This is a genomic window from Nonomuraea sp. B12E4 (assembly GCF_039871825.1).
GTDB lineage: Bacteria > Actinomycetota > Actinomycetes > Streptosporangiales > Streptosporangiaceae > Nonomuraea.
In genome coordinates, this window is record NZ_JBDPME010000033.1 from 42,835 (window position 1) to 65,195 (window position 22,361).

The window sequence follows — 22,361 nt, forward strand, 5'->3', positions numbered from 1 at the left end:
CTCACTGAGCCGCCGCCTTCTCCCGTGCCCGTATCCCCGCCCGCGGGCAGGCTCGGCGTTCCTGGCCTGCCGGGCCCGCAACCCCTGGCGTGCTCGTTCAACTCCTCCCGAGGCAGACCTCACAACGCCAAGCCTGCGCCGGTTGCATGCGGGGCCCAACCGCTCGCTTTCTCTCAGGGTCCGGCGATCGCGATGATCGCGTCAGGCACCATTCAAGCAACTGTGTGGGAAACGGGACCAGCAGGATTATTCAATAACTCCTTCCACATGTGCATCGCATCGATGAACATGTGGAAGGCCAACGGACGTCACCGACCTTGAGCCGTCCGCAACGTCCGCCGCCGACACATCTCTGCACGAGCACGTCAGGGCAATGCCGCGCCGGCCGAACCCGACTCCTTGATCGCCGCCATCCCGCCATCACCGAATAGTCCGGCACACACGACACCAACCGCAATCCGGCAACCCCGGCCACCGGACTGGGCACCACAACTGGATATCAAAACTTGGACCATGTCCCGAGCAGGTCAATTTCTCGCGACCCTCACGATTACTTACCGTCGGCTTCCATTACCCGATGCTATCGTCGGTGACTCAAGTCACGAGAATGACGGGGGACCCGTTGAGAGCATTCGTACGAATTGTGGTGATCATTCTACTCAGCTGCGGCGCGCTACTGACCGCAACCAGCGTGTCGGCGGCCGAAGACCCCGAGGAGGGAAGCTCCCTGCTCGACTGGCTGATAGGAGCAGACCTCGGCACCGTGGCCCAGGCCCTACCCAGTGTTTTCTGCGGCAACCGCCTGATCAGCTACAACTCCCCCACGCTCAATTCGCCCACGACGTGCGTCAACGGCCCGGTGAACAGCGGAAACTCGACCAACAGTGGGAATTACCATAATGAAGGAAACGCAATCAACAGCGGTAACTTCTCCAACACCAATGGCTCCACCGGCAGCAGCAACAACACGAACGGCGGAAACACCGCCAACGGGCCCCAGTCCGTTGAGAACGGGTGACCGACGGTGAGGGGCTGGATGCGGGGGACCGCGGTGGCCGCGGCGCATCTCGGGTTGATGTCGACGGCAGTCGCGCTGTCCGCGCCACTGTTCGAACGTGCCGCCTCGGCCGCGGTCGGCGTCGGGCACGACGGATTCAAGGACCGAGGCAACATGTGGAAGAGCGGCAACTATCGCGTCCGCGGCAAGTCAGTGAACAGCGGCAACTGGGACAACGCCAACGGCTCCATCAACAGCGACAACAGCATCAACGGCAGTAACTTCGCCAACGGAGCGCAACACGTCGTGGTGGAGGGCACGGGAATCGCCAAGATAAATCGTTGATCGGCGGGCGATCCCGTGGCTCGTCCCGAGGCGCCGGGGATCACCGCCATACCGTCCCAGTGCCGAACCTCGATCTCCACGGCACCGTTTCTGGGTGCCTCTTGGGATTGCGGTGCCGAGTCGGTATGGCTGTAACGCCTGTGGCACAACGAAAAATGAGAGACCCGGCGGCTAGTCTGTGCCGCTATGGACAGGCGATGGGTCGGACCCGACGGCTACGAGGTCGTGGGGATCATGCGGGCCGGACGGCAGGTGCTGCGAGTGCGCCAGAACGGGTGGCTGGTGGCTGACTGCATGTCCGTGGCGGAGGTGGCCAGGCACGTTGATCTCGCCGATCTGTGCGAGGTGATCCAGTTGCCCGCACAGCGGAAAACCGAGGCGGTCGTACGGGCCGGAACGAGTTCGCATCATCGCTGACTCACGTGTATGGTTACACCTGTCCGCAGCGCCGGACAGGCCCCTATAGCTCAGTCGGCAGAGCGTCTCCATGGTAAGGAGAAGGTCAACGGTTCGATTCCGTTTGGGGGCTCACAGTCTGAACAGGGAAAACGCCCGGTCCGAGAAATCTCGGAACCGGGCGTTTCTGATCGTCGGCCCGTTTTCGCGACGAATTCGCGACAGCGCCCCCCGGTTCCAGCCCCTCTGACGGCCGATCGGCCGTCAGGTGAACTTTCAATCACACCTTCCCTTGCCGAAGGTCAATGAAGAATGCTGGAGCGACCCGGCGCCGGGGAGGCGGGACCGGGGACGACTGTCCATCGGCAGCGAGGGGGGCTCCTGCATGACCATGCCGTCACCACTTCCACAACAAGCCCTGCGCGAGTTCGACCGCAGACTCGCGATCATCCATCACACCTATCCGGCGTGGAGCGTCAGGCGGCGACCTAACAACACATGGATCGCCGTCCGCGCCGCCGAGCTCACGCCGGCGCAGATCGAGGCTGGCGCGCAGCACTTCATCGTCCGGCGCAGCCTGGACGAGCTCGTCGAGGCGATGGGCGACGAGCTCATCAGGGCGGCCTGACCGGTCACGGCCGGTCCTCGGGCGGCACCACGAAGGTTCCTTGGGCCCGCTTGATGACGACTATCCCTTCGTCGGCCAGCAGATAGACGGCCTTCAGGGCGGTGTTCCGGCCGATCTCGTATATCTGCATGAGTCTCGGTATCGCCGGGATCGCTGTCCGGGGCGGGAAGTCGCCGCAGGCGATCCGCTGCCGGAGGTCGTCGGCGACTTCCTCGTAGCGATATCGCGGCTCCCATTTGATCATGGAAGAGAACGTAGTGGCACTAGGCAAGCCCCGGACCACCGGGAATTACCCAGGACGTCCCGGGCAGTGCCGGGACGTTCCCTCCGGTTACCAGCGATCCTCTGATGTCTAAGGTTTTGCGTGAGGCCACTGGGGCAGGGAAGGTCAAGCGGCGGCGTGGGAAACAACCCTCAATGGAGCTGTCGGGCCCACGCCGTCGCACTCGCCCGCCAGGCCATCACCCCTCAGAGTCTTTCGGCGGCGCCACAAAAGTGCCCAGGCCGCGCTCGGCGTAAGCGACGCCCTCCTCCTTGAGCTTGCTGAGCACCTTGCGGGCCGTGCCGCGGGCGACGCCGAACTCCTGCACCAGGTCATGCTCGGACGGCAGCGGCGTGTCCACCGGATAGGTGCCGTCCGCGATCCGCTCCTTGAGAATGTCGGCGATCTGCCGCCACTTCGGAGCGTTCGGCCGGAATTCGATCATCACAGTTGCACGGTAGGCATCTGTGTTGACCTGCGGATACCCGCACTTCCCCAAGACTCACCATGGTGAAGTATGTGGAAGCGGCGTACCATGACGCCCACTGACCTGCAAAAAGCGGGCCCGCTAGGCGCACCGAACGCCGCACGGGCCCTTTGATCGGACGCTGGAGGTCCGACTCATGCCAAATCCTAAGCCGGGCGAGCCACTCCCGGACATTCCCGAATGCAAGGTCGAGCGCGACAAGAACGGACGCATCCACCTCACCCACGAGTCCGGCCGGACCGCGACCGCCTCGACTGAGCGCGGCGCGATGCTGGTCGGGATGGCGTTGCGGATCCTCGCCCAGCACGCAGAACCAGACCACCCCCGGGGCATGCGCCACACCCACATCGAATGGCCTCCCCACCTCGACAGAGAGCTCCCGTTCACGACGGGTGACCTGTCATGAGCGACTACGACAGGGTGACGTGGCGGTGGGAGCGCTACCGGCCGAACGGCGCCCGGTTGCGGGTCTACGAGAAGTCGCCCATCGGGTACGAGTGGTGCTCGGAAGGCGGTCAGTACTTCGTGCTCCGCAACGACGGCTACGAGGAGGCGGGCCGCGGCATCTACGCGCACGCCCGGCGTGTCTGGTACGCCGTTCACATCCGCGCGAGTTAGTCCCTAGACGGCCTGGCTCCTGATGTCAGCGCCCATGGTGTCCCGATAGGGATACCCACGAACGCGGAGTCGGGCGGCAAGACCCCCTTCGGTCCGTCACGACCGGAGGGCAGGGTGGTCCCGTCCTCGACTGGAGGGGGCGAGACGGGGCCACCTCCCAAATCCAGGCGATCCGCGTGATGTAGACGTAGCGCCGCTCGTCCATCACGACGTACACAGCTAAGCCGCGGTTGCCGAAGACCTGCTTGCGCATGTTGCCGTCCGGCTTGTCCGCCTTGAATGGGTCGCCGCCCCATGGCGCCAACTCCAACATCGTGAGCAGCTCGTCGTAGTGAGGTTTCGCCTCGGCCGGTAACGCGTCGCGCTGGTGTTCGGCGATCGGGTCGAGACCGACCGTGTACATCTACTTACCTAGCTCGATCTGCTTGCGCAGGCGGTCCTTGTACGCCTCGTCCACGACGACAGCGCCGGGCGGCAGCTCTCCTCGTTCCAGGTACTCCATGGCGCGTTCGCCGGCCCGGATGGTCTCTTCGTACTCTTCGGGGTCCGCTTTCAGGTAGGCGGTCCACCACCAGCGCTGCTCGAACTCCCGGATCGGCGCCAGGTCGTACTCCACCTTGGCTTTGTCGAGGGCGTGCCAGTACTCCCGGTCGAACAGGGCGTGGTCCTCGGGAGGCAGCGAGGCGCGGATCGTCTTCGGGCGACGGTCTGCCTTCAGGTCCGCCCTGATCTCCTCCGGCGTCCTGTGCGGGCCGTGCGGCTGAGCGCTCATGATGGACTCCTTCCCCTCCTGTGACAGTAACTTGCCCGCGGCGCGCGGTCCTCACTTCGTCGAAGGAGTTGACCCCCCTCTCGCGCCCACGCGCCAGCGTGGGCACGTTAGATGAGTAGTTGAGGTGAGTAGTTAGGTTTTAAAGATATTGGGTGGAAGTGACTTCCGGTATTCATGGAACTCATTTCCGGTATACGGCGGAAGTCACTTCCGGTAGATGTGGAAGTCACTTCCGGTACCGGAACTCACTTCCGGCATTTCGCGATCACCAGTCATCCCCGCGGGCCTGTCGGAAGAGCTTCCATACACCGCTCCCCCGTTGCCCCCAGGCTGACTCTCCGGCGCGCTTCTGGGCCGCCTCCCAGGCGTTGAAGCAACGCTCGTCCTCCCTGCCCTTGGTGGCCCTCGGGGGTGGGCAGAAGACGAACAGGCGCACGTTGAAGCGGACACTGCCGTCCTTGTGGAGTTCGCTGTTGCCCTGCGGGTTGATCACCTTGCCGCAGTTGAGGCAGGCGAACTTGCGCCCTCGCGGCCCCAGCAGGGGGAGGTTGTGCCAGCCGTCGGGGATGACCAGGTCGTACTCGTCGGCCTCGCGTTTGTGTGCCACTCCGCGGGAGACTCGGTCGGCTAACTCCAGGCTGCGTAATGTCGCCCACGCCGTGCGGACGGTCCGCTCGCTGTAGCCCGTTTCCCGGGCCAGACGTTCGTTGCTCGGGTGGCAGCCTGTCCCGTCGTACAGGTCGGCATAGTCCATTGCGGTGCGTGCCACCAGCTTCACCGACGACTCGACGAGCAAGGACCTGATGAGGCTGTTCCAGCGGGCGACGAACGGCTTGTCCTCGTCGTCCGGGCGGATCAAAGGACCGCTCCACGGATGCGGGGAGATCTCACTGCATGCTCCGATCGCTCAGTTGAGGGACCGAAGCTGCGGGCAGGAGTGGAAATACGAAGCCGCCCCTGTACGATGGCACCAGAAGTCGGAGGTTCGGTCCCTCGAATCTCACAGAAGCCCCGGCCGGCATGCCGGGGCTTCGTCACGTTATGAGCCTACTCTCGTGATCGCGCTGGGAGATCTACGTCGCGCAGGCCGTAAGTTGCAACAGGCAAGGAAGATGGCCCCGGTTCTCTATCAGGGGACACCGGGGGCGTGGATGCGCCTCCTGGACCTTCGAAGTCACTCAGTCGGCAGTTCGTATGTGAGGACGTTCTCATCGCCCCGCAGTACGAAGTGACTCACGTCCATGGGGACATCGTCCTGGTCGTAGCTGATGTGCACCACGTCGAGGACAGGCATCCCGGCCTCAGCGTTAAGGCGCGCGACTTCCCCATTGCGTGGCATTCTCGCCTGAACCTCTTCCAGCATGCGCGTCAGCCTGTGGCCGCGCTCCTCGAATGCCGCGTAGATCCCGCCGGGGCCTGGCGTCTCATCCTCTAGCGGAGTTCCCTCAGCGATCGCCAGCGGGATGTAGGTGGTCACGATTTGAACGGGGCCGTCGTCCACGTAGTACGTGTTCTCTCGCCGAAGAACGCTTTCGCCGGCCACGAGCCCTAGGCGCTCGGCAACCCACTGAGGCGGCTCCATGCGAGCGATGCTGATCACTTCGACTCGCGCAGCGCGCCCTTGCGCTTCAACCTCCGCCCTGAACGGGGCTCTCCCCGACTCCCGCCAGCGACGTGCGTAGCGGTCATGCGCATGCCTGATGAGCTGTGACCGTCTGCGGACGAAGACGCCTCGGCCCACCTCGCTCACGACCAGGCCAGTGGACTTGAGCAAGGCAATCACCTTGCTCACTGTTCCGCTGGATATCTGGTATTTGGCCACGAGTTCTCGTTCTGAGGGAAGCAGCGAGCCTGGCGGCAACTCCCCTGACTCAATCGCCTGCCGCAGTTCTAGCGCCACTTCCCGACTGCGGGGCATCCGTCGCTGATCAGCCATAAGACCTCCTGACTCTCCGTAAGTTCCCAGCGTACAACCTCCCCATAGAGACCACCATAAGGAAGTTCCCTCCCCCGCCTTGACACACCTCCTTAAGGAGGTTCACGATGGAACCGTAAGGAAACCTCCTTAAGGAGGTACTTCCCGGACGTCCCCCTTAGATGTCCAGATCTGAGAGGTTTCGCGTGAGCGCCGATCCGCCCCGCCGCAAGCGTCTGATGAGGACGCGCGAGGTTGCTGACCTCTTCGACGTCCAGCCGGACACGGTCATCGGGTGGGCACAGACCGGCAAGCTTCGGTCACTTCGAACCCCTGGTGGCCACGAGTACAGGTTCCGCGTCAGCGATGTGGAGGCGTTCGTGAAAGAGGACGCCATCGCAGCCGAGGTGGCAACCCAATGAACGTGATCTCCCCGGACATGGCGAGGGCGGCCCTCATCCTCCAAGACCTGGGCCGCCCGCATGTCCTCTCCCGCCAGTCAAACGGAAGGACGTCCTTCATCATGACACACGGATCGTCGGCTACCACTCTCTCGCCCGACGTCGTCCACAACATTCAGACGATCGCCGCGGCCTGGCGTTCCCGCGGCCTGGACCGTGACGCCGACAACCTCCTCATCGGTGCCGGCCTCACCACGCCGACTCCATCGAACGTCTTCAGGCTCTCCGACTACCGGCCCTCCCGTCAGGCGGTGTCCCGATGAAGACTCGCACCCCTGCCGAGATCCAGGCTCGGATCGCTGAGGTGAACAGCAGGATGACGCACCAGCCCGCCCTGCGCGGCTTCGCTGACCGTCCCCGGATCGACACCTGTAGCTGCACCAGCCCGGGCTGCTCCTGCAAGGGCGGCCAGCGATGAACCGGCCCGGCTGTCGTACGGACCCGCTCTGCGGCGGCCGGGCCTCCCCTGCTCCCCCGCCCGCGGACGTGCACGGAATCCAACCCTTTCGCCCCGGGCGGGGGCTCGCCCACCACTCAACCGAAAGGAACCCCACCGATGGCCACCTTCAAAGACAAGGGCGACACCTTCAACGACGATACGCGCACCATCACCTGCGGCTCTTGCAGCGCCGAATCACCGTACGGCCGCGGCTTCGCGGACACCGTCTGCGGCTGCAGTCGAGTTCTCAGCGGAGTCGGCCGTAGCTCCGAGCCGGACCTGAGCTGATTTTCCAGCCCGTCCCGGTATCCACGCCGGCATCTCAGGGAGCAAGCCCTGAGCGGGCACGACAAGACCTTGATCCCCCCGTTGAACGGATCCCCGATATGAAGCCATCAACCGCTGACGAGCCCACCAGAACCGTTCCCAGTCCAACCGCCCCGCCCTGCGTCCGGCGGCCTCTCCTGCGCCTCGCCGCGAAGGGCGTCTCCACCGCCGACGCTGCTGAGAAGCTCGGCCTTCCCGCCCTCACGGTGTGGCGGTACCTGGAGCGGCTGCGGGTCGCCGGTGACGTGGCTTTGCGGCCTACCGACGACGGGCGAGGCGCGGAGTGGTGGAAGACCACCAAGTCCCGGAGGAGCGCGTGATGCCGACGTTCGATGAGGTGACGGGCTTCGTCACCGACAAGCCGATCGCGACCGCCGTGATCGCGGTGCTGAGCCTCGCTGGGCTGGTTCTCGCGTTCCTCGTCGTCAGAGTGGCCTGGCGCGCCCTCTCCTGGTTGTTCAAGCGGTACGTGGCGGAGCGTCCCGTCGAGGACGTGCTGACCATCGTGGCCGCTTCCATCGCCACGGGCGCCTCAGCGCAGGGCATGTGGCTGTTCACCGGCGACGTGCTCAAGCTGCCCGTCGTCCTGAGAGTGCTGCTGTTCGCGTTCATCGAGGTCGCAGTGGTCACGTCGGCTGTACGTGCCCGTCGCAACATGCGAGAGAACTACTCGGCCGGCGTGGATGGCATCGCCGTGTGGGCGTTGACGCTCCTTACGGCGGTGCTGTCGAGCATGCACCCCAGTTCCATCCCGGAGAAGGTGTTCCGGCTCGCCGCCCCCATGGTGGCGGCGTGGCTGTGGGAGCGGGGCATGGCCATCGAGCGGCGCCGCATCCGCGGCACGTCGGGCATCAACTGGAGGCTCACCCCTGAGCGGGTTTTCGTACGGCTCGGCCTCGCGGAGGCTACAGATCGGACCGCGGGCGACGTGGACCGGCAGCGGCGCCTCGCCCGGGTCTCTCTCGCTGTCCTCGACGTCGACGACCAGCAGGGCGGCAAGCCTAAAAAGCAGCGCAAGGCGCTGACCGCCTTCCGCGCCCGTATTGCCCAGGCCGTGGAACACGCCGGGCTGGCCACCGACCCGGAAGCGCAGCAGGCGGTGCTCGCACAGATCGACACCTTGCGCAGCGCCGAGGCACTCGTCAACCGGCGGCAGATCGCCCGCTGGGCCGACCCTGTCACCTCCGAGCAGCGCGCCAACGCGCTCGCCGCGATCGAGGAAGCACAGCGGTTCGACACCGCTGAAGCGAAACAGAGGGCCCTCGACAAGGCTGCTGCAACGCTGATGGCGTTGACCGAGCGCGTGACCTACGACGTGACCTCTCGGCGAGTCAACGGCGAGGTCAACAACAAGGTCAATGGGCACCCCGTTCCGGCGCCCCGCGAGGTCGAAAAGTTGACCTTGCCTGTGACCTCTCATGTGACCCCCGAGTTGACCGTCGAGCGAGTCAATCCGGTACTCAACTTCGACGTCACGAATCCCGCCTCGTTCGCCATCGAAACGGCGCTCTCCGCCGACCCGTATGTGACCTCCGGGTTGAGTGGTCAATTGACTGCCGCCGCACTCAACTTCGAAGTCAACGAAGACCCCGAAGACGTGTCGAAGACGCAGGTCATGGAGGACTACTGGCGGAGCGAAGTCGCCCAAGACCGGTACCCCACCGTGAAGGAACTCGCCGCCCATGCCGGCGTCGATCCCTCCCACGCTTCACGCAAGCGCAAGGACTGGGTGGCCGACCTGCCTTGGTGGAAGCGACGCAAGGCCGATCCGAAGCGCACTCCGAAGTCCATCGAGCCCGCCACTTCCACCCCGACTGGAGACCAGTCATGACCCTCGACATCACATTCAAGTTGGCGACCTTCGCCGCGGTGTTTGCCACCCTTTTCGCCGCTCACTCTTTCGGGGATCACTGGGTGCAGTCGCACCGGCAGGCGTGCGGCAAGGGCGCTCCCGGCCCTGCGGGGCGGGTCTGGTGCGCCCGCCACGTGGTCGGCCTCACCATCACCAAGCTGGTGGCGCTGCTCGCAGTCACCTTCGTGACCGGCCTCTACATCCACCCGGCATGGCTGGCGGCCGGCATGGGAGTCGACGCGGCAAGCCACTACTGGGCCGACCGGCGCACCACCCTGCAGGCGCTCGCCAACCGGCTTGGTAAGGCCGACTTCTACAAGCTCGGCGAGGGGCATCTCGGCTCTGGCGCGTACGCCCTCGACCAGTCCTGGCACGTGACCTGGCTGTTCATTGCATCCCTGATCATGACCGGGGGTGCGTGATGTCGGACTTCCTCATCGGCGCCATCGTCGCCTTGTCGTTCGTGCTGCTGTCGCTACGTCCGATCACTGATGAGACCCGCAGTTGGGGCGACCTCAGGGAGCGCGCCCGCAGGGCCGGATGGTGGGGGTGCTTCCTCGGGACGCTTCGGGTGGCTGTCGTGGCCGCGCTGCTCGTGCTCGTCGACGCCGTCCGGATCTGCGTCCCCGCCGTCGAGTTGGCCTGCCGTGCTGTCCCTGCTCTGTTCCGCGGCGCTGTTCTGCTCATCGGTGCGATGGCCTTCGCTCTGATGCAGGCGGGACGGCCCGCTGTGGGAGGCACCTCATGACGACCCCGCACCGCCCGAAGTTGGAGCTCGTCCGCAACGGCGACGACGCCCCCGACCTGCCTCTGTCCGAGGAGCACAAGGAGCTCGCACTGCAGGAGGCCGGAGGGGAACTGGAACCCTCGGTCATCGACGGTGAGATCGTCTCCGAGGAGCCCGATCGCTCCGTTAGCCTCCCCTCCGTCGTTGTCGACAAGGTCATGATCGTCCGGCCGTCTCCGGGGGTTCAGAAGGCGGCACGCACGACGGTGCAGCATGGCGCCCTCGTGCTCGCCGGCTGGCACTCGTGGATAGTGCGCATGTACGACGCGCTCACCATGGGGGCCATCCGGGAGCAGATCCGTATCGCTCGGACAGTCGGGGACAAGGAGGCGCTGGCCGAGTGGATTGACCGCCGGGATCAGGCGCGGGACCGACGTCATGACCGGTTGATGAGGCTGCCGGTGTTGGCCTTGCGGATGGTGATGCTCGCTGGCGGCTGCCTGGTCGGCGTGCCGGTGGTGCTGGTCATCGTGGCCACCGTGGTATGGATCACCGGGGCGGGTGACTGGCCGGACGTGTGGGTGTGGTTCGGCGGAGTGCTCCGCTGGCTGTTTGGTGCGATGTCGTTCGCTTGGTCGGTGCTCGTCGCGGCGTCTCCGCTGCTGCTGGTGTGGGCGGGCCACCGGGCGGGTGCCCGGCGCAGCGAACCGCCTCGCTGGCTCGCCACCGCCTTGGGCGGCCTGAACGGGCACGACCGGCGGCAGGTCATGCCGGATGAGGGTGCCATCGTGCAGGCATTGCAGCATCTGGGGATCTCGCCCCTCAATAAGGCTTTCAAGGAAGGCTGGCGGCCCCGCGTCGTGCTCGGCACCGGCCGTGACGGCAAGGGGTGGCGAACGCAGCTTGAACTCCCGCCGGGCGTCACCGTCGACATGATTAACCAGAAGAAGCAGGTGCTCGCCCACAACCTCGTGCGGCTACCGGTCGAGGTGTGGCCCACGGAGCCGAAGTCGCAGCCGGGCGTGCTCGACTTGTGGGTGGCCGACCAGGGTTCCCTCACTGGCAAGGTGCCGGACTGGCCGCTGCTGAAGGATGGCACCGCCGACTACTTCAAGGGTGTACCCGTCTCTATCAACATCCGCGGGACGACTGTCATTGGCGGCCTGTCGCAGAAGAACTACGCCATCGCCGGGATGATGGGCTCCGGCAAGTCCACGATGATCCTCACTCTGCTGCTGGGGGCGATCCTCGACCCGCTGCCTGAGATTGACGTATTCGTGTTCGCCACCAACGCCGACTACGACCCGCTCAAGCCCCGGCTGCGGACCCTGCTGACCGGCCCCGGAGACGAGGTTGTGGAGGCGTGCCTGTTCCTGCTGCGGGACGTGTACGCCGACCTCACCGTCCGCGGCAAGGCATTGCAGGAGCATGGTCAGCCGTTCGTGACCAGAGAACTCGCCGAGAAGGACGAGCGGCTGCGGCCCCGCATTATCGTCATCGACGAATGCCAGGCCCTGTTCCTCAACGAAACACTCGGCGAGGAAGCCGAGGACCTGTGCGTGAAGCTCCTCGGTGCGGCCCGTAAGTACGCCGTGACGCTAATCTTCGCAACCCCTGAGCCGTCCTCGGACTCGCTGCCCCGCAAGCTCATGGCCGTGATCAGCAACAAGGCGTGCTTCGCGATCGGCGACCAGACCTCGAATGATGCAGTGCTCGGCACCGGTTCCTACAAGCAGGGCATCAGTGCGGTCGGGCTGGAGCCGAAGACGGAGGACGGCCCCGGCGACATCGGCACGTGCATGGCGCGCGGCTTCCAGGGCAAGCCTGGCCTGCTGCGCACCTACTACGTGCCGTACGACGAGATGAAAGGCGTCGTGGCCAGGGCGATGCAGGTCCGCGAAAAGCTGGGCATCGGGCCTGCCGCGGCCAGCGCTGCTGTGCAGGCGCGGGACCTGTTGGAGGACCTGTCTGCGGTGATGGGCGCCGACCCGATCCCCGTTGCAGATTTGCCCGCTCTGCTAGCCCGGCACGCGCCGGCGTGGCTGCCGTACAAGACGCTGACTGGCGTGAAGCTGCGCGAGCAGCTCGCCGATCTCGGGGTCAAGGTGCCCACCACCGGCAACCGCTTCCCCGTCCACCCAGAGGAGGTGCGCGCGGCCCTGGCGAGGCGGTCGGAGAACGACGGGGAGGCGGGTTAAGTTACGCGCCAGCCCCCCCGAAAGGCGCTCCAGGAGGGCTCTCAGGGCCTCTGATCTAACCCGCTCAACCAGCTAACTTTCCTAACTTTCCGCAGGTCAGCGGCTGGTTAGGTCCGAGACGGCCGAAAGTTACGAAGCTAACTCGCCTTGAGCGACCTAACTCCATCTTTGATCACTGCGAGCGGTGGTTTCGGAGACCTTCCCGGCCCTGTCGGGAGGGCGTCCGCAACACCCGATCACGTAAATCCCGTTACTACCGATCATCAAAGAAGGGATCGTCATGGGGATCTTCAAGTCCAAGCTGACCGACGACGACCGCAAGGGACTACAGGAGCTCGATGCCGCCTGCGGCAGCTTCATCGCCAACCACAGCCGAAGCTCCAACCCCGACGTTCAGCAGGCGGTCCAGGGCGTCAGGGAGATGCAGGGGCGCAGCCAGAAGAAGCTCCGCAAAGGCAGGCACTAGACCATGCGTCCGGACCGCTACCGCGTGATCGTCAATGACCACAGCGCCAAGTCCACCGCCACCAAGCGCAGCGCCGAGGGGTGGGCGAAGCTCGCCCGCGGCCACGGCATGAGCGCCCACGTCGAAGCGACCAACGTCTGCCCGACCTGCGGTCTGCACGGATGCCCTCAAGGGGCTGCCTGCCCTGACGCCGCAGAAGCCAAGTGACACCAGCGCTGAGCCCGCGGTGGTTGCGGGTGCTCTCCTGACGCTTCCCCGGCCAGGAGGGTGCCCGCAGCCGACCGCTCCCCCAACTCCGAAAGGAACCGACCATGCACCGTCTCAAGAGGGCACTCATGTGGGTCGCCGTCGCGTTCGTGGCCTTCTACCTGTTCACCAAGCCTGCCGAGGCCGCTGTCGCGGTGAACGGGGTGTTCGACGGCATCCTGCACGGCGCCGACCAGTTGGCCACGTTCTGCACCCGCCTCCTGACCTGACCCGGGGGTGGCTGTTGCGGGTGCCCGCCACATCCGGGGGCGTGGCGGGTGCCCGGAGCGGCCAGCTCCACTCATCGAACGAAGGAGAACACCATGGGCAAGCTGCTCGGCAGCAAGAAGGACCGCGACGAACTCACCGCAGCCCTGATCGACGCGGAGACCGTGGAGAGCGAGGACGACCCGCGCGCCGTCGCGAGCCAGAAGCGGATCCGGGACGCGGAGGCGAAACTGCCGATGCTCGGCCGGATGGTAGCCCGGGACCGGTCGCTATGAAGCCGCTCAAGGACGCGACCGAGAACACCGGCACCCTGCACGGTGCCGCGCTCGCCCTGACCGGCGTGGCCGCGCACATCATCGCCGAGGAGACCGGTTCAAAGTCGGCCAAACGGATCGCCGACCGGATCGACGCGCAGTTCGGCCTCGACGAGGAGCCGGACCGGTGATCCGCCGCTGCCCGCACTGCTCGACGCCGCTGGACGAGGGGCCGGTCGTCTACCGGTGCGGCCACTGTCGGCGCACCGTCTGGGCCGCCGACCTCGACACCGAATACAGGTCGTGCCAGCTTGCCACGACGGGAGCGGGACAGTGACGACCAGGCGTGAAGCCCAGGAGGCGATGCAGGAGGCAAAGCGAAAGGCCGCAGCAGCCGAGGCCGCTGGAGACCGCCCAGCGGCGCGTGGGCACCAGGCGCATGCAGATCTCATCCGGGACAAGCTGCTGCGCGGCGACTACGACGACGACCCGAACGACGACTGACCGGCCGTTCGGGGTGCTCCGCCCGCCGTGCGGCGGGCGGGGTGCCCGGGGTGACCGACCCCAACCACGCAGCAAGGAGATCACCATGTGCAAGCACTGCTCCCGGCACTCCATGACCGATCCACAGGAGGCCAAACGCAAGGCGCAGGAACTCGTTCGCCAGGGCGCGAACCGTGACCGGCTCGTGGATCTCGCCCGGGGCTACGACGACGGCGAGAACAACGTCGCTGCGGCCGATGCCGTGCTGGAGATCGCGAACTCTCTGCCGCGCTGAGGTTGCGGATCCCCGCCCGGCCAAAGTTGGGCGGGGTGTCCGGAGCAGAGCGCTCCACCCGAAACGAAGGAGAACGACATGTGCAACGACCAACCTCAGCCGCAGGGCTACCTGGTGGAGTGCAAGGCGTGTGACGGCAAGGGCAAGAAGGGCGTCATGGGGATCCCGTGCGATCGGTGCAACGGCACGGGCAAGCAGGTCATCCGTTGATGCTCCCCGGAAGCAAGCCCTGGTACGAGGACAACCCGGCCACCTGCACCGGATGCGACGGTGACGGCTGCAACTTCTGCGGCGGCGAGGGGATCATCCCCCGCTGGGTCGTCGAGCAGTGGAACCAGTGATCGCCACCCGCCCAGCCGCTTCCCTGCTGGGCGGGTGCCAGTAGCAGGCGCCACCACACAACCACGAAAGGAACAGCAATGGCGAAGGTCACGATCTACACCAAGGGCGACCGCGACCCGATCGAGGTCGACGCCTCTCCTGAGGACGAGGCGTTCTACGACGACCTCCCCTTCAACAGCGACAACGTCGTGATGACTCGGGTTGAGCCAGGGCGGTCACGGTGATCACCTACACGCACCCCGACGTCCTCGACAAGGGCATCCGCGAAGGGTGGGCCGACCCCGAGGACGATCCCACCCGCATCGACTGGGCGCCCCGACAGGCCCGCGCCGCGATCCCGTTCCAGGTGGTCGACGGCCGGCCCGTCAACCCGTGCGAGAAGACCCGCGTCCGCTACGGCCGCAATCAACTCGGCCACTGGGGCGAACAGCTCTGCGCCGATGCCATCGTGACCGCGCACACCGCACACGACCGGGTGCTGGTCATGGTGGAGCGGGGCGACGGCCACGGCTGGGCGCTGCCCGGCGGCACCGTAGAGCCCGGCGAGAACCCGGGCGCCGCCGCAGTCCGTGAACTGCAGGAGGAGACAGGGCTGCGTCCGGACACGCTGGCGTGCGGCGATTTCTGGAAGGTGCTGCCCGCCCGGTACGTCCCCGACCCTCGGGCCAGCGATGAGGCGTGGATGGTGACCGTACCCGCCAGGGGTCATCTGGGCACTGTCTGTCGGGCCGATCTGCCGCCCGTGGTCGGGGCGGATGACGCGCGGCGCGCTGAGTGGGTGTGTGCGGGCACCTACGCCTCTCTCGTGGAGTACCTGCGGCGGGTCTACGGCGGCCGGGTGTTCGCCGCCCATGAGGCGATGCTGCAGGACCTGCTCGGCTGAGCGGCTGTTGCGCGTGTCCGCCCGGCTTAGGGGGGTCGGGCGGACACCCGGAGCGTCCGCCGAGAGTGGTCGCCCACCAACCGAAGGAGAAAGATCGTGAACAAGCAGGACCTCGCCACCGCGGTCGCTAACCTCAGCGGCCTGTCCAAGGCCGACGCGGCGAAGGCCGTCAACACCGTCCTGGACGTCATCCAGACCGCCGTCGCTGCCGGCGACAAGGTCACGCTGACCGGGTTCGGTTCGTTCGAGCAGGTGTACAAGCCTGCCCGTACCGCGAAGAACCCTGCCACCGGCGCTGACGTCGACGTGGCCGAGTCATGGGCGCCGAAGTTCAAGGTGGGCTCCGACTTCAAGGCGATCGTCAACGAAGGCGGCAGGAAGGCCGCCACCGGGCAAGCGGCCTGACCCCACGCATCAAGACGCCCCGGCCGCTTCCCTTGGCCGGGGCACCAACCCCTCCGCCACTCTTCCCTGTCCATCATCTGACCGGAGTCCACGATGTCCGTGGCAATCATCAGCCCGAACAACGTCCTGGCCAACGCCATGACTCGAACCATCGACATGGTCCGCCCCCGCCTGCAAGCCACACACCCGGACCAGGTGGCCATGTGTGTCGGCACGCAGATCAACGGCGCCCCCCATGCCGGCACCAGCCTGGTCCACACGGCGGCGTTCCTCCTCGCCAAAGCCACCCGAGACGCCTTCGACGTGGACGTCATCGTCCGCTTCGGCGCGCTCGACAACGCCCCGCACGCCATCGTCACCGACCCGGCAACGGGTCACCCCTACCAGCAGACGTACTTCCACGCGCTGGGCCGCGAGGGCGTGCGTCAGTTGATGGGCGGCCACTACCGCACCCTGTTCGACGCCCTGTCCGCGGCAACCGGCGTCGACTACGAGGTGGAGACGTACACCACCCAGCAGGCATGCCCGGCCTTCCGGCGCGAGTTCCTGGCCACGCTGGCGCACCTGGACCGGATCCGGTGGGCGCTCGCCCCGTCGTCCGGCCGGGTGCACCTGCGGCTGCCGTGCCCGCAGTGCGGCTGGGCCGAGAAGCGCGCCGAGCGTACCCGGGTTGTACGCGCTGGTTCCGGCAGAGCGAACTTTACGGCCGTGTGCCTCCACCACGGCCCCTACGAGGTGGAGGTCGTGGCGGGGGACGCGACCACGTACCTCGACCTGGCCACGCTGTACCGCAACCTGGTCAAGGAGCGGGTCGCCGCACGCGACACGGCCACCCTGTCGGTCATGGTCAAGGGCGGCGACTGGGCGTACGGCTGTCAGCTCGTCGACGAAGCAGCCGGACAGTTGCCCGGCTCGCTCCCGACGCCGCGTATCTTCGCGCCGATGGTGCTCACCGACACGGGCGCCAAGCTGTCCAAGAGCCTGATCCGGGACTTCACGACGCCGCCGCCCTCCGGCGCCCGCGAGTGGATGCTGGACATCGGCGCGTGGCCCGGAGACCCCGACACGTTCGTGGACGCCATGGTAAGGCTGGTCAGCGAGATGCTGTCCGACCCGAAGCACTTCTATCGGAGCTACACGACCCAGGAACTGGACCGAGCCATGTCTCTGCACTCTGCCCCGACGCCCGGCGTCCGTGCCCGGCACATGAACCTCTACCGGCAGTACTTCGACCTGGTGTCCGCCGGCCGCAAAACCATCGAGGTCCGCGTCGAGTACCCGAACCTTCGCCGGCTGGCCGCGGGCGACCACATCCGGTTCGTGTGCGGCACCGACGAGGCGCTCACCGTCGTCAAGCGCGTCGGCCGGTACAAGACCTTCGAGGAGATGATCGACTCTGAGGGGCCTGAGCGGGTCAACCCGGACTCGCCCCGGGACACGCAGTTGGCCAACATCCGCCGCATCTACGGGCCGGAGAAGGAGGCTTTGGGCGTGCTGGCCATCGAGATCGAGTTGCTCGACCGGTCGGCTGCTGGCTCTGGATAGTCGGTACGGCGCACAGCAGCGACGCCCCGGCCTCCTTCCCCCGAGGTCGGGGCGTCTCGTGTTTGGGCCCCGGCGCTTCCCCGACCGGGGCATGTCAGACATTAGACCCTGATGTCCGTTTTGTATAGTTTCGCCTGTGCCTTGAGCGCTTTCATGCGGGCGGCTCGGGCCTTTTCGAGCTCGGCAAGGTCCGTGCCCGGGGTGGCCTCCGCTTTGGCGACGGCTTCATCGAACGCCCTCTGTGCGGCGATTGCTTCTGGCGGTGGTGGTGTCAGGTCGGTCATTGTCGTCTCCCCGTTCGTGGTTCGGGAGGCATCGTAGACCGAACGCGTGTACGAGTCACCGACCGGGGCCACGACACCGGACTTCGGGACCTCACGGCTCGGCGCGTTCTAGTAGCGGGTGTGTATTTTCTAGGAATATGATTAATCACGTGATCAGAGATGACGGCCCTGAGGCAACCTTCGCGCGGCTGGAGACGGCCTGTGCAGAAGTCTTCCGCGCCCTGGAGAAGGGCATCCAGACCGCCGACCACGTGCATGACGACCGCGGGTGGAAGCCGGGCGGCGACATCCACTTCTACCGGCACATGACGCGGCGGGAAGCAGTCGAGGAGCTCAAACAGCTCAACCCCGAGCTCGAAGACGAAGACGACCTCGGGCTTCCCATGAGTGGCCTCATCCTGCACCTGCCCGAGGACATCATCCGGGTGTGGCACACCACCGACATCAAGATCCCCAAGCCGACCACCGAAGCCAAGCTGAAGTTCGTCAGCCAAATCCCCGAGCGCGCCATCCCCCTCGTGAGCGACGGCGAACTGAACCTCGGCCTGGACGAGATGGCCAAGCGCGCCCGCAAGAACCACATCGTCATCCAGTGGACCGCAGAGGGCTCGACCATCTTGCGATTCGACCTCGTCCGACCCATCGGCGTCCATGGCGCCCAAGTGGCAATCGACTGGCGAGAGCCCCTCCTGGGCCGTTACACCCAAGTCGAAGATCTGCAGTACCGTCGCCGGGACGACAAGACCGGGAACGGGGAGGCAGAGGCACAGTGATCTACGGAACTCGGCTGACCCAAGCGCGCGAGTTCTGCCTGCTTACCCAGAGGGCCCTGGCTGCCGACATCGGAATCAGTCAGGGCACGCTGTCCAACGCTGAACGCGACGTGAACGAGCTGCCGATGCACGTGCTAACGCAGTTCGCCACCACCACCGGCTTCCCGGTCGGGTTCTTCCAGCAAGGGCCACGTGTCACCTTCGATGGGCTACCCACCCACTTCCGGGCGCGAGCAGGCATGAGCATGAAAGAGGCCAGCCAGGCCAAACGCGGCGGCGAGATCGTCGCGGAGGCTGCGCTGGCCATGCTCGATCAGCTTGAAGGCCCACGACTGACACTCACCCCCCAACCTCTTGGCACGTCCCCCGAGGTAGCCGCTCGGGCCGCGCGCGAAGCCCTCGGGATCGGACCCCGTGACGCCGCTCTCGGGCTCCCCGTACTGCTGGAACACGCCGGCTTTCTCGTGGTCGCGCTTCCGATGCCCAACACCCGCCGTGATGCGTTCTCGCTGTGGTTCGGCGAACAGCCGGTTCTCGCGCTCCTCGACACCGACGCCGGCGACCGGCAACTCTGGTCCACAGCACACGAACTCGGTCACGCGCTGCTGCACCGAGACGCCGGCGCCAGCAAGACCTTGGAGCAGGAGGCAGACGACTTCGCCATGCACCTCCTCACGCCATTGGAGGCGATGGAGAAGGAGGTGCCCGCGCATCCCACCATTCAGGACTTCGCCTTGCTGAAGAGGCGTTGGGGAGTGTCCATCGCGGCTCTCATCCGCACGGCGCGCCGCCTGGGCCGCATCGACGACCACCGCTACACCAGCTTGTTCAAGCAGATGGCCGCCCGAGGTGAACGGCTGCGAGAGCGAGCCGCCATCGCGCCTACCAAGCCCCGCGGTTTCCGCGCCATGGCAGAAACCCTGTACGGACCCCATCCGGCGCAGGGCTTGGCCCGATCCGCGAACTGGACGCCAGCCTTCGCAGAGGACGTGCTGTCACGGCATGCGACAGGGTCCGAACTGCCCAGTCGCCGAATCACGAACGTGATCAGCCTCAGTTCTCGACGCGAGCGACGCGCCTAGCCGTACAACGCGAAGTAGCCCCCGCCCCTGGTCTCGGAGGACCGAAGGGCGGGGGCTACGTGTTTGATCAAATCTCTTCGCTGACGTGCTGGCCGATCAACACCCGCCAGTCGAGATCCAGCCCGTGCCGGGCATTCATGTGCTCGACGACCACCCGCATCTTCGCGTCCGACTCGGCCATCGTCAGCCGGCCGTCCCGCCGCAGGGCCCGCCACAGGTGGAAGCCTCGCTCGTACTCTTCGACGCTCGGATATGCGGACATGTGCGGGCAGTGCTTGCGTTCGGCCAGCTCGTCCAGCGCGTACGGTCCTCCAGGGTCGGCGTCCATGCTGCTCGGACCTCCTGCTCTCAGTGTGACCCGTGACCGTAGCCGACGACCTGCTCGCCGGGACAGGCGTGGAAGCAGGGCTGGAACCGTGCGCCGCGGACTTGTCCATCATGGAGTAACAAGCGTGGCACTTGCGCCAAGGTGGACAATGTGGTGTGGCTGGCATCCGCCTGCCGACGAACGGAGGAGGAGTGCCGCGCCATCTGACCAGCCCCACCAGGGGGCTGGCGTCCCGAGAGGCATTGCAATGTTCAGCAGCAGACTCGCGGCTCTGTTAGCCGCTGGCGTGCTGGCGATGACCGGACTGGCCACCGGCACCGCCCACGCCGCAACCGGATGGGTAGCCAACAGCCCATCAACCATCGTCAGCGCCAACACGGTCCGCCTCGTAGGCGGCAACACCAGCGTTGAGACCGCCAACCTCGACATGCCGGTCCAGGCCGGCGACGTCGTCTCGTTCCGGTACGTGCTCCAGGGAGGCGCGCAGTGCGCCGGCGGAGGCCCGCGGGTGTTCGTCGAGACGCAGGGCACGTTCACCAACTCGTGGGATCAGAATCTCGCCGCGGGCACCCAGTGCGGCAACAACGGCGTGGTGACGTTCACGGTGCCGTCGAACGGCCGGATAGGAGCCGCCGGCGTCGTCTTCGACAACGGCGGGCCCGGCCAGGTGCTCGTGTCCGACCTGAGAGTGGACGGGCGCAGGGTGTCGTTCCTGAGCCGTCCGCTGGTGCGCGTCGAGGCTGACGCTCCCACGGCGACTCAGCCGGCGTGCGGCACCACCCGCGGCACGCTGACCATCCCGTCGGAGCGTGGCGTCGCCTACCAGGTGAACGGTGAGGCGTGGCGTGCTGGCACGTACCCGGTCCGCCCGGGCGTGTACCGGGTCGTGGCCACGGCCAAGGACGGCTACGTGCTGCGCGGCGAGGACCGGTGGCGGCTGACCGTGGACCGCGCCGAGGCCTGCCCCAGCCCGTCGCCGAGCCCGTCCGTGTCGCCGTCCCCGAGCGTCAGCCCGACCGTGGACCCGACGCCTGAGGCCGTCACGCCGAAGGCTCCGACGCTGGAGCAGGCCACCTGCGACGACAAGACCGCGTCGATCGCCATCCCGGCGGTTGAGGGTGTCGTCTACAAGGGCGGCTCCGGCACTGTGCTGGAGTCCGGCAAGTCGTACTCGGTGGACGCCGGTAACGCGGTCGTGACCGCTGAAGCAGCGGACGGCTTCGTCCTCGCTGAGGGCGCTACGGCCTCGTGGACGCTGGTCGTGCCCGAGGCTCCGGACTGCCCGAGCCCGGCCCCGACCCGTACCACGCCGGTCCAGGTCGTCGGCAACATCCCGGTGCCCAGCAGGGTGGACACCGGTCTCGGCGGTCTCGCCCGTCACTAGCAACCCACAGGGCTGGACTGTCGTCACGGCGGTCCAGCCCTTCTATCGTCTGGAGTCCCTCATGCGTCGTCTCGCTGTTGCAGTCGTCTGTCTGGTCCTCGTGTCCGGGTGCGGCTCGCCGTCGTCTCCTGAGCCATCTCGGCGCCCTCTCTTATCGGAGGAGCCGATCTCCACGGCGTCGCCTAGTGCACCCGTTCGAAAGGTGGGCAAGCCCTCTCGTATCGAGATCCCCGCCATCGGTGTGGACGCGAGAGTCGTCCCTGTCGGGCTCAAGGCGAACCGCGACATGCAGACGCCCCGCGCCCGTGAGAAGTTCAGCGATCCTCTCCTCGCAGGCTGGTACAAGCTCGCCCGCCGCCCCGGAGAGAACGGCCCCTCCGTCATCGTCGGCCACGTGGACGGCATAGCAGGAGCCGACGTGTTCGCCAACCTGCACAAGCTGAAGCCTGGTCAGAAGGTCACAGTCGTGGACTCAGCGACGAACCCCGTCGAGTTCGTGGTGAAGCGGCTGGAGCGCACCCCGAAGACCGAGGTGGACTGGAAAAGGATCCTGAACACGAAGGGCGCCAGTCTGTGGCTGTTCACCTGCGGCGGCACGTTCGACCAGCGCACCCGGCATTACCGCGAGAACCTCATAGTGGAGACCGTCCGCGCCTGACTTCAGACACGACGAAACCGCCCGCCCCTCCCGAAGGAGAGGCGGGCGTAGTCGTCTTCAGCCTGGGGTCCCGTTCAGAGCCTCACCGCGCTCCCAGGTGATCAGTCCGGGTTTACGCAGTTGGTTCTCGTCGCAGGCGCTGGGTCCTGGTGCACCATCCCCAACCCGCTTGCGCGCCCCAGGGACTATCCACGGTACAGGAGATGAGCGCACGAGAGCCCCGCACTGTGGCGGGGCCCAAGGCTGGTCCGGAGTCGCTTCTCCGAGTACTCGGCTCCTGA

General features: G+C 66.4%; 39 protein-coding genes and 1 tRNA gene. 33 read left to right on the forward strand and 7 right to left on the reverse strand.

Annotated elements, in window-relative coordinates; all coding sequences use genetic code 11:
- Positions 1-646 precede the first annotated feature (646 nt).
- The 5 genes from ABGB18_RS42425 to ABGB18_RS42445 all read left to right on the forward strand — a co-directional run bounded on the left by ABGB18_RS42425 (position 647) and on the right by ABGB18_RS42445 (position 2,366).
- Positions 647-1,018, forward strand: a complete 372-nt coding sequence (locus ABGB18_RS42425; RefSeq protein WP_347701347.1) for a hypothetical protein — start codon at positions 647-649, stop codon at positions 1,016-1,018.
- Between the two features lie 18 nt (positions 1,019-1,036).
- A complete protein-coding gene (locus ABGB18_RS42430) occupies positions 1,037-1,342 on the forward strand; it encodes a hypothetical protein (RefSeq protein WP_347701348.1) in 306 nt (101 codons plus the stop codon).
- A 186-nt stretch (positions 1,343-1,528) separates the two neighbouring features.
- Complete coding sequence (locus ABGB18_RS42435) at positions 1,529-1,759, forward strand: transposase (protein WP_347701349.1); 231 nt, start codon at positions 1,529-1,531, stop codon at positions 1,757-1,759.
- Positions 1,760-1,798: 39 nt separating this feature from the next.
- Positions 1,799-1,871, forward strand: a tRNA-Thr gene (locus ABGB18_RS42440).
- A gap of 252 nt (positions 1,872-2,123) precedes the next feature.
- Positions 2,124-2,366 carry a hypothetical protein gene (locus tag ABGB18_RS42445; RefSeq protein WP_347701350.1) on the forward strand — a complete coding sequence of 81 codons (243 nt, stop codon included), beginning with the start codon at positions 2,124-2,126 and terminating at the stop codon, positions 2,364-2,366.
- 4 nt (positions 2,367-2,370) lie between these two features.
- Here the strand turns inward: ABGB18_RS42445 and ABGB18_RS42450 are convergent, their stop codons facing one another.
- Together ABGB18_RS42450 and ABGB18_RS42455 are read right to left on the reverse strand one after the other, a co-directional pair.
- A complete protein-coding gene (locus tag ABGB18_RS42450; protein ID WP_347701351.1) occupies positions 2,371-2,610 on the reverse strand; it encodes a winged helix-turn-helix domain-containing protein in 240 nt (79 codons plus the stop codon).
- A 217-nt stretch (positions 2,611-2,827) separates the two neighbouring features.
- Positions 2,828-3,073, reverse strand: coding sequence for a GntR family transcriptional regulator (locus ABGB18_RS42455; RefSeq protein WP_347701417.1), 246 nt, complete (start codon positions 3,071-3,073; stop codon positions 2,828-2,830).
- A gap of 178 nt (positions 3,074-3,251) precedes the next feature.
- Between ABGB18_RS42455 and ABGB18_RS42460 the strand changes: the two genes are divergently transcribed.
- The gene (locus ABGB18_RS42460) at positions 3,252-3,521 is read left to right on the forward strand and encodes a hypothetical protein (RefSeq protein WP_347701352.1); all 270 of its coding nucleotides are present in this window, start codon (positions 3,252-3,254) and stop codon (positions 3,519-3,521) included.
- On the forward strand, positions 3,518-3,733 hold the full coding sequence (locus tag ABGB18_RS42465) for a hypothetical protein (RefSeq protein WP_347701353.1): 216 nt from the start codon (positions 3,518-3,520) through the stop codon (positions 3,731-3,733). The genes ABGB18_RS42460 and ABGB18_RS42465 overlap by 4 nt, the downstream gene beginning before the upstream one ends.
- A 403-nt stretch (positions 3,734-4,136) precedes the next feature.
- On the opposite strand, the gene ABGB18_RS42470 is transcribed toward ABGB18_RS42465, so the two are convergent.
- From ABGB18_RS42470 to ABGB18_RS42480, 3 genes are all read right to left on the reverse strand, one after another.
- Complete coding sequence (locus ABGB18_RS42470; RefSeq protein WP_347701354.1) at positions 4,137-4,505, reverse strand: DUF6247 family protein; 369 nt, start codon at positions 4,503-4,505, stop codon at positions 4,137-4,139.
- A 265-nt stretch (positions 4,506-4,770) separates the two neighbouring features.
- Complete coding sequence (locus ABGB18_RS42475; RefSeq protein ID WP_347701355.1) at positions 4,771-5,364, reverse strand: helix-turn-helix domain-containing protein; 594 nt, start codon at positions 5,362-5,364, stop codon at positions 4,771-4,773.
- Positions 5,365-5,679: 315 nt separating this feature from the next.
- Positions 5,680-6,441, reverse strand: coding sequence for a GntR family transcriptional regulator (locus ABGB18_RS42480; RefSeq protein WP_347701356.1), 762 nt, complete (start codon positions 6,439-6,441; stop codon positions 5,680-5,682).
- A 185-nt stretch (positions 6,442-6,626) separates the two neighbouring features.
- Between ABGB18_RS42480 and ABGB18_RS42485 the strand changes: the two genes are divergently transcribed.
- The 22 genes from ABGB18_RS42485 to ABGB18_RS42590 all read left to right on the forward strand — a co-directional run bounded on the left by ABGB18_RS42485 (position 6,627) and on the right by ABGB18_RS42590 (position 17,571).
- On the forward strand, positions 6,627-6,842 hold the full coding sequence (locus tag ABGB18_RS42485) for a helix-turn-helix domain-containing protein (RefSeq protein ID WP_347701357.1): 216 nt from the start codon (positions 6,627-6,629) through the stop codon (positions 6,840-6,842).
- Between the two features lie 101 nt (positions 6,843-6,943).
- Complete coding sequence (locus ABGB18_RS42490) at positions 6,944-7,144, forward strand: hypothetical protein (RefSeq protein WP_347701358.1); 201 nt, start codon at positions 6,944-6,946, stop codon at positions 7,142-7,144.
- A gap of 293 nt (positions 7,145-7,437) precedes the next feature.
- Entirely contained in the window at positions 7,438-7,608 is a 171-nt protein-coding gene (locus ABGB18_RS42495; protein ID WP_347701359.1) for a hypothetical protein, read from the forward strand.
- A gap of 98 nt (positions 7,609-7,706) precedes the next feature.
- Positions 7,707-7,967 carry a helix-turn-helix domain-containing protein gene (locus ABGB18_RS42500; RefSeq protein ID WP_347701360.1) on the forward strand — a complete coding sequence of 87 codons (261 nt, stop codon included), beginning with the start codon at positions 7,707-7,709 and terminating at the stop codon, positions 7,965-7,967.
- Positions 7,967-9,478 (forward strand): hypothetical protein, encoded by a 1,512-nt coding sequence (locus ABGB18_RS42505; RefSeq protein WP_347701361.1) that lies wholly within the window; start codon positions 7,967-7,969, stop codon positions 9,476-9,478. The genes ABGB18_RS42500 and ABGB18_RS42505 overlap by 1 nt, the downstream gene beginning before the upstream one ends.
- Positions 9,475-9,921 (forward strand): transcriptional regulator, encoded by a 447-nt coding sequence (locus ABGB18_RS42510; protein ID WP_347701362.1) that lies wholly within the window; start codon positions 9,475-9,477, stop codon positions 9,919-9,921. Before ABGB18_RS42505 ends, ABGB18_RS42510 begins: the two co-directional genes overlap by 4 nt.
- Positions 9,921-10,247 (forward strand): hypothetical protein, encoded by a 327-nt coding sequence (locus ABGB18_RS42515; protein WP_347701363.1) that lies wholly within the window; start codon positions 9,921-9,923, stop codon positions 10,245-10,247. The genes ABGB18_RS42510 and ABGB18_RS42515 overlap by 1 nt, the downstream gene beginning before the upstream one ends.
- Positions 10,244-12,424, forward strand: coding sequence for a hypothetical protein (locus ABGB18_RS42520; protein WP_347701364.1), 2,181 nt, complete (start codon positions 10,244-10,246; stop codon positions 12,422-12,424). Before ABGB18_RS42515 ends, ABGB18_RS42520 begins: the two co-directional genes overlap by 4 nt.
- A 280-nt stretch (positions 12,425-12,704) precedes the next feature.
- Positions 12,705-12,890 carry a hypothetical protein gene (locus ABGB18_RS42525; protein WP_347701365.1) on the forward strand — a complete coding sequence of 62 codons (186 nt, stop codon included), beginning with the start codon at positions 12,705-12,707 and terminating at the stop codon, positions 12,888-12,890.
- Between the two features lie 3 nt (positions 12,891-12,893).
- Positions 12,894-13,097, forward strand: coding sequence for a hypothetical protein (locus ABGB18_RS42530; protein ID WP_347701366.1), 204 nt, complete (start codon positions 12,894-12,896; stop codon positions 13,095-13,097).
- A gap of 104 nt (positions 13,098-13,201) precedes the next feature.
- The gene (locus ABGB18_RS42535; RefSeq protein ID WP_347701367.1) at positions 13,202-13,366 is read left to right on the forward strand and encodes a hypothetical protein; all 165 of its coding nucleotides are present in this window, start codon (positions 13,202-13,204) and stop codon (positions 13,364-13,366) included.
- A 93-nt stretch (positions 13,367-13,459) separates the two neighbouring features.
- On the forward strand, positions 13,460-13,639 hold the full coding sequence (locus tag ABGB18_RS42540) for a hypothetical protein (RefSeq protein ID WP_347701368.1): 180 nt from the start codon (positions 13,460-13,462) through the stop codon (positions 13,637-13,639).
- Positions 13,636-13,809 carry a hypothetical protein gene (locus tag ABGB18_RS42545; protein WP_347701369.1) on the forward strand — a complete coding sequence of 58 codons (174 nt, stop codon included), beginning with the start codon at positions 13,636-13,638 and terminating at the stop codon, positions 13,807-13,809. The genes ABGB18_RS42540 and ABGB18_RS42545 overlap by 4 nt, the downstream gene beginning before the upstream one ends.
- Positions 13,806-13,955: a hypothetical protein gene (locus tag ABGB18_RS42550; RefSeq protein WP_347701370.1), complete on the forward strand. Its 150-nt coding sequence runs from the start codon at positions 13,806-13,808 to the stop codon at positions 13,953-13,955. The genes ABGB18_RS42545 and ABGB18_RS42550 overlap by 4 nt, the downstream gene beginning before the upstream one ends.
- Positions 13,952-14,122, forward strand: coding sequence for a hypothetical protein (locus tag ABGB18_RS42555; protein WP_347701371.1), 171 nt, complete (start codon positions 13,952-13,954; stop codon positions 14,120-14,122). The genes ABGB18_RS42550 and ABGB18_RS42555 overlap by 4 nt, the downstream gene beginning before the upstream one ends.
- Positions 14,123-14,207: 85 nt before the next feature.
- Positions 14,208-14,396 (forward strand): hypothetical protein, encoded by a 189-nt coding sequence (locus ABGB18_RS42560; protein WP_347701372.1) that lies wholly within the window; start codon positions 14,208-14,210, stop codon positions 14,394-14,396.
- Between the two features lie 78 nt (positions 14,397-14,474).
- Entirely contained in the window at positions 14,475-14,606 is a 132-nt protein-coding gene (locus ABGB18_RS42565) for a hypothetical protein (protein ID WP_347701373.1), read from the forward strand.
- Positions 14,606-14,737 carry a hypothetical protein gene (locus ABGB18_RS42570; RefSeq protein WP_347701374.1) on the forward strand — a complete coding sequence of 44 codons (132 nt, stop codon included), beginning with the start codon at positions 14,606-14,608 and terminating at the stop codon, positions 14,735-14,737. The genes ABGB18_RS42565 and ABGB18_RS42570 overlap by 1 nt, the downstream gene beginning before the upstream one ends.
- Before the next feature lie 78 nt (positions 14,738-14,815).
- A complete protein-coding gene (locus ABGB18_RS42575; protein ID WP_347701375.1) occupies positions 14,816-14,962 on the forward strand; it encodes a hypothetical protein in 147 nt (48 codons plus the stop codon).
- Positions 14,959-15,621 carry an NUDIX domain-containing protein gene (locus ABGB18_RS42580; protein ID WP_347701376.1) on the forward strand — a complete coding sequence of 221 codons (663 nt, stop codon included), beginning with the start codon at positions 14,959-14,961 and terminating at the stop codon, positions 15,619-15,621. The genes ABGB18_RS42575 and ABGB18_RS42580 overlap by 4 nt, the downstream gene beginning before the upstream one ends.
- 96 nt (positions 15,622-15,717) lie before the next feature.
- The gene (locus ABGB18_RS42585; RefSeq protein ID WP_347701377.1) at positions 15,718-16,026 is read left to right on the forward strand and encodes an HU family DNA-binding protein; all 309 of its coding nucleotides are present in this window, start codon (positions 15,718-15,720) and stop codon (positions 16,024-16,026) included.
- Between the two features lie 93 nt (positions 16,027-16,119).
- Entirely contained in the window at positions 16,120-17,571 is a 1,452-nt protein-coding gene (locus ABGB18_RS42590; protein ID WP_347701378.1) for an ASCH domain-containing protein, read from the forward strand.
- Positions 17,572-17,672: 101 nt separating this feature from the next.
- Here ABGB18_RS42590 and ABGB18_RS42595 read toward each other — a convergent pair whose 3' ends face one another.
- Complete coding sequence (locus ABGB18_RS42595; RefSeq protein ID WP_347701379.1) at positions 17,673-17,855, reverse strand: hypothetical protein; 183 nt, start codon at positions 17,853-17,855, stop codon at positions 17,673-17,675.
- 149 nt (positions 17,856-18,004) lie between these two features.
- Between ABGB18_RS42595 and ABGB18_RS42600 the strand changes: the two genes are divergently transcribed.
- Positions 18,005-18,628 (forward strand): hypothetical protein, encoded by a 624-nt coding sequence (locus ABGB18_RS42600; protein WP_347701380.1) that lies wholly within the window; start codon positions 18,005-18,007, stop codon positions 18,626-18,628.
- Positions 18,625-19,710, forward strand: coding sequence for an XRE family transcriptional regulator (locus tag ABGB18_RS42605; RefSeq protein WP_347701381.1), 1,086 nt, complete (start codon positions 18,625-18,627; stop codon positions 19,708-19,710). The genes ABGB18_RS42600 and ABGB18_RS42605 overlap by 4 nt, the downstream gene beginning before the upstream one ends.
- A gap of 67 nt (positions 19,711-19,777) precedes the next feature.
- Here ABGB18_RS42605 and ABGB18_RS42610 read toward each other — a convergent pair whose 3' ends face one another.
- Positions 19,778-20,038 carry a hypothetical protein gene (locus ABGB18_RS42610; protein ID WP_347701382.1) on the reverse strand — a complete coding sequence of 87 codons (261 nt, stop codon included), beginning with the start codon at positions 20,036-20,038 and terminating at the stop codon, positions 19,778-19,780.
- Positions 20,039-20,333: 295 nt separating this feature from the next.
- Between ABGB18_RS42610 and ABGB18_RS42615 the strand changes: the two genes are divergently transcribed.
- Together ABGB18_RS42615 and ABGB18_RS42620 are read left to right on the forward strand one after the other, a co-directional pair.
- A complete protein-coding gene (locus tag ABGB18_RS42615) occupies positions 20,334-21,422 on the forward strand; it encodes a hypothetical protein (RefSeq protein WP_347701383.1) in 1,089 nt (362 codons plus the stop codon).
- Between the two features lie 202 nt (positions 21,423-21,624).
- Entirely contained in the window at positions 21,625-22,080 is a 456-nt protein-coding gene (locus ABGB18_RS42620; protein ID WP_347701384.1) for a class F sortase, read from the forward strand.
- Positions 22,081-22,361 lie beyond the last annotated feature (281 nt).

Bases quoted from the DNA above. Each gene is read 5' to 3' on its own strand.
- ABGB18_RS42430 (WP_347701348.1), top strand. From the start codon at position 1,037: ATGCGGGGGACCGCGGTGGCCGCGGCGCATCTCGGGTTGATGTCGACG.
- ABGB18_RS42435 (WP_347701349.1), top strand. From the start codon at position 1,529: ATGGACAGGCGATGGGTCGGACCCGACGGCTACGAGGTCGTGGGGATC.
- ABGB18_RS42445 (WP_347701350.1), top strand. From the start codon at position 2,124: ATGACCATGCCGTCACCACTTCCACAACAAGCCCTGCGCGAGTTCGAC.
- ABGB18_RS42450 (WP_347701351.1), bottom strand. From the start codon at position 2,610: ATGATCAAATGGGAGCCGCGATATCGCTACGAGGAAGTCGCCGACGAC.
- ABGB18_RS42455 (WP_347701417.1), bottom strand. From the start codon at position 3,073: ATGATCGAATTCCGGCCGAACGCTCCGAAGTGGCGGCAGATCGCCGAC.
- ABGB18_RS42460 (WP_347701352.1), top strand. From the start codon at position 3,252: ATGCCAAATCCTAAGCCGGGCGAGCCACTCCCGGACATTCCCGAATGC.
- ABGB18_RS42465 (WP_347701353.1), top strand. From the start codon at position 3,518: ATGAGCGACTACGACAGGGTGACGTGGCGGTGGGAGCGCTACCGGCCG.
- ABGB18_RS42470 (WP_347701354.1), bottom strand. From the start codon at position 4,505: ATGAGCGCTCAGCCGCACGGCCCGCACAGGACGCCGGAGGAGATCAGG.
- ABGB18_RS42480 (WP_347701356.1), bottom strand. From the start codon at position 6,441: ATGGCTGATCAGCGACGGATGCCCCGCAGTCGGGAAGTGGCGCTAGAA.
- ABGB18_RS42490 (WP_347701358.1), top strand. From the start codon at position 6,944: ATGACACACGGATCGTCGGCTACCACTCTCTCGCCCGACGTCGTCCAC.
- ABGB18_RS42495 (WP_347701359.1), top strand. From the start codon at position 7,438: ATGGCCACCTTCAAAGACAAGGGCGACACCTTCAACGACGATACGCGC.
- ABGB18_RS42500 (WP_347701360.1), top strand. From the start codon at position 7,707: ATGAAGCCATCAACCGCTGACGAGCCCACCAGAACCGTTCCCAGTCCA.
- ABGB18_RS42505 (WP_347701361.1), top strand. From the start codon at position 7,967: ATGCCGACGTTCGATGAGGTGACGGGCTTCGTCACCGACAAGCCGATC.
- ABGB18_RS42510 (WP_347701362.1), top strand. From the start codon at position 9,475: ATGACCCTCGACATCACATTCAAGTTGGCGACCTTCGCCGCGGTGTTT.
- ABGB18_RS42515 (WP_347701363.1), top strand. From the start codon at position 9,921: ATGTCGGACTTCCTCATCGGCGCCATCGTCGCCTTGTCGTTCGTGCTG.
- ABGB18_RS42520 (WP_347701364.1), top strand. From the start codon at position 10,244: ATGACGACCCCGCACCGCCCGAAGTTGGAGCTCGTCCGCAACGGCGAC.
- ABGB18_RS42525 (WP_347701365.1), top strand. From the start codon at position 12,705: ATGGGGATCTTCAAGTCCAAGCTGACCGACGACGACCGCAAGGGACTA.
- ABGB18_RS42530 (WP_347701366.1), top strand. From the start codon at position 12,894: ATGCGTCCGGACCGCTACCGCGTGATCGTCAATGACCACAGCGCCAAG.
- ABGB18_RS42535 (WP_347701367.1), top strand. From the start codon at position 13,202: ATGCACCGTCTCAAGAGGGCACTCATGTGGGTCGCCGTCGCGTTCGTG.
- ABGB18_RS42540 (WP_347701368.1), top strand. From the start codon at position 13,460: ATGGGCAAGCTGCTCGGCAGCAAGAAGGACCGCGACGAACTCACCGCA.
- ABGB18_RS42545 (WP_347701369.1), top strand. From the start codon at position 13,636: ATGAAGCCGCTCAAGGACGCGACCGAGAACACCGGCACCCTGCACGGT.
- ABGB18_RS42560 (WP_347701372.1), top strand. From the start codon at position 14,208: ATGTGCAAGCACTGCTCCCGGCACTCCATGACCGATCCACAGGAGGCC.
- ABGB18_RS42565 (WP_347701373.1), top strand. From the start codon at position 14,475: ATGTGCAACGACCAACCTCAGCCGCAGGGCTACCTGGTGGAGTGCAAG.
- ABGB18_RS42570 (WP_347701374.1), top strand. From the start codon at position 14,606: ATGCTCCCCGGAAGCAAGCCCTGGTACGAGGACAACCCGGCCACCTGC.
- ABGB18_RS42575 (WP_347701375.1), top strand. From the start codon at position 14,816: ATGGCGAAGGTCACGATCTACACCAAGGGCGACCGCGACCCGATCGAG.
- ABGB18_RS42590 (WP_347701378.1), top strand. From the start codon at position 16,120: ATGTCCGTGGCAATCATCAGCCCGAACAACGTCCTGGCCAACGCCATG.
- ABGB18_RS42595 (WP_347701379.1), bottom strand. From the start codon at position 17,855: ATGACCGACCTGACACCACCACCGCCAGAAGCAATCGCCGCACAGAGG.
- ABGB18_RS42610 (WP_347701382.1), bottom strand. From the start codon at position 20,038: ATGGACGCCGACCCTGGAGGACCGTACGCGCTGGACGAGCTGGCCGAA.
- ABGB18_RS42615 (WP_347701383.1), top strand. From the start codon at position 20,334: ATGACCGGACTGGCCACCGGCACCGCCCACGCCGCAACCGGATGGGTA.